General features: G+C 71.9%; 5 protein-coding genes. 3 read left to right on the forward strand and 2 right to left on the reverse strand.

Going from position 1 to position 3457, the window contains the following annotated elements:
• Nucleotides 1-421 precede the first annotated feature (421 nt).
• A complete protein-coding gene (locus tag ACRYM0_RS20600; RefSeq protein ID WP_432507715.1) occupies nt 422-625 on the forward strand; it encodes a hypothetical protein in 204 nt (67 codons plus the stop codon).
• A gap of 135 nt (nt 626-760) precedes the next feature.
• Here ACRYM0_RS20600 and ACRYM0_RS20605 read toward each other — a convergent pair whose 3' ends face one another.
• Both ACRYM0_RS20605 and ACRYM0_RS20610 read right to left on the reverse strand, forming a co-directional pair.
• Nucleotides 761-940 carry a hypothetical protein gene (locus ACRYM0_RS20605; RefSeq protein ID WP_432489497.1) on the reverse strand — a complete coding sequence of 60 codons (180 nt, stop codon included), beginning with the start codon at nt 938-940 and terminating at the stop codon, nt 761-763.
• Nucleotides 941-1137: 197 nt separating this feature from the next.
• On the reverse strand, nt 1138-1539 hold the full coding sequence (locus ACRYM0_RS20610) for a hypothetical protein (RefSeq protein WP_432507716.1): 402 nt from the start codon (nt 1537-1539) through the stop codon (nt 1138-1140).
• A 194-nt stretch (nt 1540-1733) separates the two neighbouring features.
• Between ACRYM0_RS20610 and ACRYM0_RS20615 the strand changes: the two genes are divergently transcribed.
• Nucleotides 1734-2120, forward strand: coding sequence for a hypothetical protein (locus tag ACRYM0_RS20615; protein ID WP_432507717.1), 387 nt, complete (start codon nt 1734-1736; stop codon nt 2118-2120).
• A 141-nt stretch (nt 2121-2261) separates the two neighbouring features.
• Entirely contained in the window at nt 2262-2936 is a 675-nt protein-coding gene (locus ACRYM0_RS20620) for a hypothetical protein (protein WP_432507718.1), read from the forward strand.
• Nucleotides 2937-3457 lie beyond the last annotated feature (521 nt).

Genomic DNA, 3457 nt, shown 5'->3' on the forward strand with positions numbered 1-3457 from the left:
TCCAGCGCACCACGGCCCTGAGTCCCTGGCTGATCCACTACAACACCACCCGAGCCCACTCCGCCCTGGCTGGGCAGCCCCCGACCAGCCGCCTGTCACCAACGTGATGGCCGAGTACACCTAGCGCCGGGGGCCGGCCTAGCGCAGCCACTCGCTGGGGGCTCCTCAAGGCGTTGCGGCATCAAGGCGGTGTCGGCGCCGTGGCTACAGTGGGTTCATGGGAGCAGTGCAGCCGTGGCACATCTTCGCTCTGTCCGTGATCGTCCTGGTAGCCATCGTGGCGGTGATCACCGTGGTGGTGCTCCGCGGCAGAGGCAGATGACCTGCTCACGCTGATGGCCCAGTCGTCGGCTCAGCGGCTGGCAGGTTCGGAGGACCTGACCTGGTGACCTGGCCCGGTGGTCGTGGTGTGGAGGTGCTCGTGAGCAAGCGGACCGCCTACGCGCGCGAGGTGGTGGTCCAGCTCGTTCTCACGGCCGCGGCGGTCGCCGTCTCGCACGCCACCGGCCACGGCTGGATGCCGGGCCTGCCGATCGGGGTCTTGCTCGGCCTGGGTATCGTCACGGCCTTGTCGCTGCGGGACAGGCGGCGAGCTGAGCGCTCCTTGGACACCCGACCGCGGTGAGCCTTCCCAACGGCGGCTGAGGCCATGCGGCCAACCAGTCTCAGAAGCGACGGCGGCCGCGTCTGCAGTGCGGCAAGACCGAGCCTCGTGCATTCGGCGCCGTGACGGCGCAGCCGGGGCCGGGGAGGGGCGTCATCAGACCAGGGAGGAGACCTGCACCGCGGCGGTGAGGGTCATGGCCACCACGACCAGTACGTGGCTGGCCTTCCACGGCTTCTCGCGTCGACGTCGCCGGCGGGACGCGTCGAGCACGACGAAGGCGATGAGCAGCACCGCCGCGACGAGGACGATCACGTGACCTGTGGTGCCGAGCATCAATGGAAGCTATCTGCCCACGAGGCCGCGAGGAACGCCCTCTCGTCGGGGATATGCAGGTGATCCCCGTGCCCAGCGAGCGCTCGCTCCTCGACATGACCGCTGGGTCGTTGACCGCGCGGAACGCGGGATGAGCGTGTGGTTCGGCGCGAGCGTTCCCGATGCCCGTGCCGGCGTGGACGGGTGCGGGTGCGGCTTCAGTCCGTGGCCGGCGGCAGGCGCCGGGCGGCGTTCAGGTGGTCCGTGGGGGGCAGCGGGGTGCGCGGCACCATCGCCCCGGCCAGTCCGTCCCCACCGTCGGGCGGGTCGTCGATGCTGACCGGGACCATCCCGCGGAAGCGGCGCAAGCGATGCACCCGCACGTTCGTGATCTGCACGCCGGTGCCCAGGTGCGCCTGCGCCAGGGCGGTGAAGCGGGCCAGGACGTCGTCGCGGGCGGTGCGGGCGTCCTCGGCCCTGGTGGTGACGACCTGCACCACGTTGCGCGCGGCGATCAGGGCGAAGTGGTGCCCCTTGCCCCACTGCTGCTCCCACAGGTCCGCGCTGGGCGGGACGCGCTTGGGGCGGGTGGCCTCGATGAGCACCGAGTAGCGGGGCATGTCCTCGATGGTGCGGGCCGCGGGCCGGGACCGTCCAGAGGGGAGGGTCGCGCACCACCGCGCTCGCTCGCGGGCCGGCCGTGCTTCAGCGGGCGCCTCGCGGGAGCTGTCGATCGCACCCCCAACGCGCCATCAGCGCATCGGCTGCGGCTGGGCACTGGCCGGTGGTGAGGGGCGGCGCGCATGCTGGAGGGGTGCCCGTGTACGTGGTCTCCCTGGTGGTGGATGAAGCGCGCCCGGACGCTGAATCCTCCAGCGGCCTGCAACGCCAGGTGGTGAGCCAGCCGCGGGTGGTGCAGCAGCGGTGGGATCGCAGCCGCTTCGACGTGCTGCACCGGCCGGGGGTGGTCTCGGTCCTGGCGCGGGTGTGGGCCCGCGACCCGGAAGGTGCGTACCGGCGGGCGGAGCAGCGCCTTCGCTGGTCGTGGCGGGTGCCGTTGGGGCAGGTGCGTGGCGCGCGGGTGCAGCGTCTGCGCTGGCACGTCGGGCAGCGTGGCCTGTACCGGGAGCTGGATGCGGTGCCGCCTCGTTCACGTGGTGGGGGGCCTGCTGCGGCGGGGGTGCGTCGGCCCGTGGGGTAGTGCTGGGCCTGCTCGGCTCGATGCGCGGGATGACCGTGAAGTCGTTCCCGGCCCATAGTGGTGTCACGAGGCACCTGGCTGGGGCCGGTCCCCAGCCGCAGCGTGTCGGTGAGGCGTGGTCGTCGACCTGGAGGCGGGCGCATGTCTGAGCGGCCGGAGCCCGGCGCGCTGGCGGGTGGCGTCAACGCCGTCCTGCGGGCGTTGACACCGACTGATGCCCTCACCTGGGCGTTGCGGCCGATGTCCCGTGCTCCTGGACACCTCGCCTGGTCGTGGGCGGTGGTGAGCGAGGAGGAGCTGCGCGCGGTGGCGGGCTTTCCTCCGCCGCGCGTACCGGCGTGGGCGGTCGAGGGCTTGTCCGAGGTGTTCGCCGTGCCCGGGCGCGAGGGTGAGGCCCGCCTCGAGCGTGATGCGTCGGGCAGGCCCTCCACGTCGTCGTTCGCGGTCTTCTACCTGCCGGAGTCCTCGACGTGGCGCAACGCGAGGAGGTCCTCGGTGTTGAGCAGCAACACCATGGCTCTCTACGTCAGGGAGGCTGACGAGCAGGAGTGGCCGAGGCAGATGGGCCGACGGTGGCAGGAGTTCGCCGCTGACGGTTCCCTGCTTGCCCTGCCGGCGGCGCCGGACTTCGCTGTCGTGCAGGTCGCCGGCACCGCCGTGGGTGTCCAAGTCGACACCAGCGGAGCTGTGGCCTTGGGGTGGTCCCTGCGCCGGGGTGTGCGGGGGGCTGAGCGTCGGTGGAACGTCGAGCTGCACCTGCGGCGTGAGCCTGAGGAGGCGCTGCGGCTGGTGCACGATGCCGGGCTGCTGACCTGAGCTGAGAGCATCTGGTGCGGCGCGGAGGTTGGACCAGCACCAGGGAGGGGCGCTGAGTGAACACGCATCGGGACGCAGACCTGGTGAGGATGACGCCGGGGGTGGCGGGCGGAGTCTTGTGGGTCGCCGGCGTGGCCGCACTGGCTCTGGAGCGTGCAGGCCACTGCGCGGCGGCTGAGCGCACGAGGGATCTGCAGGACGCCGTCGATGACCAGCTCAGTGCTGCCCCGTTCAGCGACGTGCTGGTACCGCGGGAGCTGGTGGGTGCTGCGGCCGACCTGTGGGAGCTGGGAGCCGAGGCGCTGGAGGCCAGCGCGGTGAACCCGGACCTCAGTGCCGGATCGCAGGCGGGGGCAGCGGCCTCACGCCACCACGGAGCGGACCGGCTGCGGCGGGACGGAACGTGTCAAGGCGGTTGAGGCCAGCAGGTGTTAAGCAGCTGAGCTGTGCTCGGCCTGCGCAGGGTCGTCGGGTCGGTTGATCCAGGCGCTGGTCGGCAGGTCGAGGATCTTCGGCAGGGC

It is taken from the genome of Kineococcus arenarius subsp. arenarius (assembly GCF_050871845.1).
In the GTDB taxonomy this organism is placed as follows: domain Bacteria; phylum Actinomycetota; class Actinomycetes; order Actinomycetales; family Kineococcaceae; genus Kineococcus.

Bases quoted from the DNA above. Each gene is read 5' to 3' on its own strand.
- ACRYM0_RS20620 (WP_432507718.1), top strand. From the start codon at position 2,262: ATGTCTGAGCGGCCGGAGCCCGGCGCGCTGGCGGGTGGCGTCAACGCC.
- ACRYM0_RS20610 (WP_432507716.1), bottom strand. From the start codon at position 1,539: ATGCCCCGCTACTCGGTGCTCATCGAGGCCACCCGCCCCAAGCGCGTC.
- ACRYM0_RS20605 (WP_432489497.1), bottom strand. From the start codon at position 940: ATGCTCGGCACCACAGGTCACGTGATCGTCCTCGTCGCGGCGGTGCTG.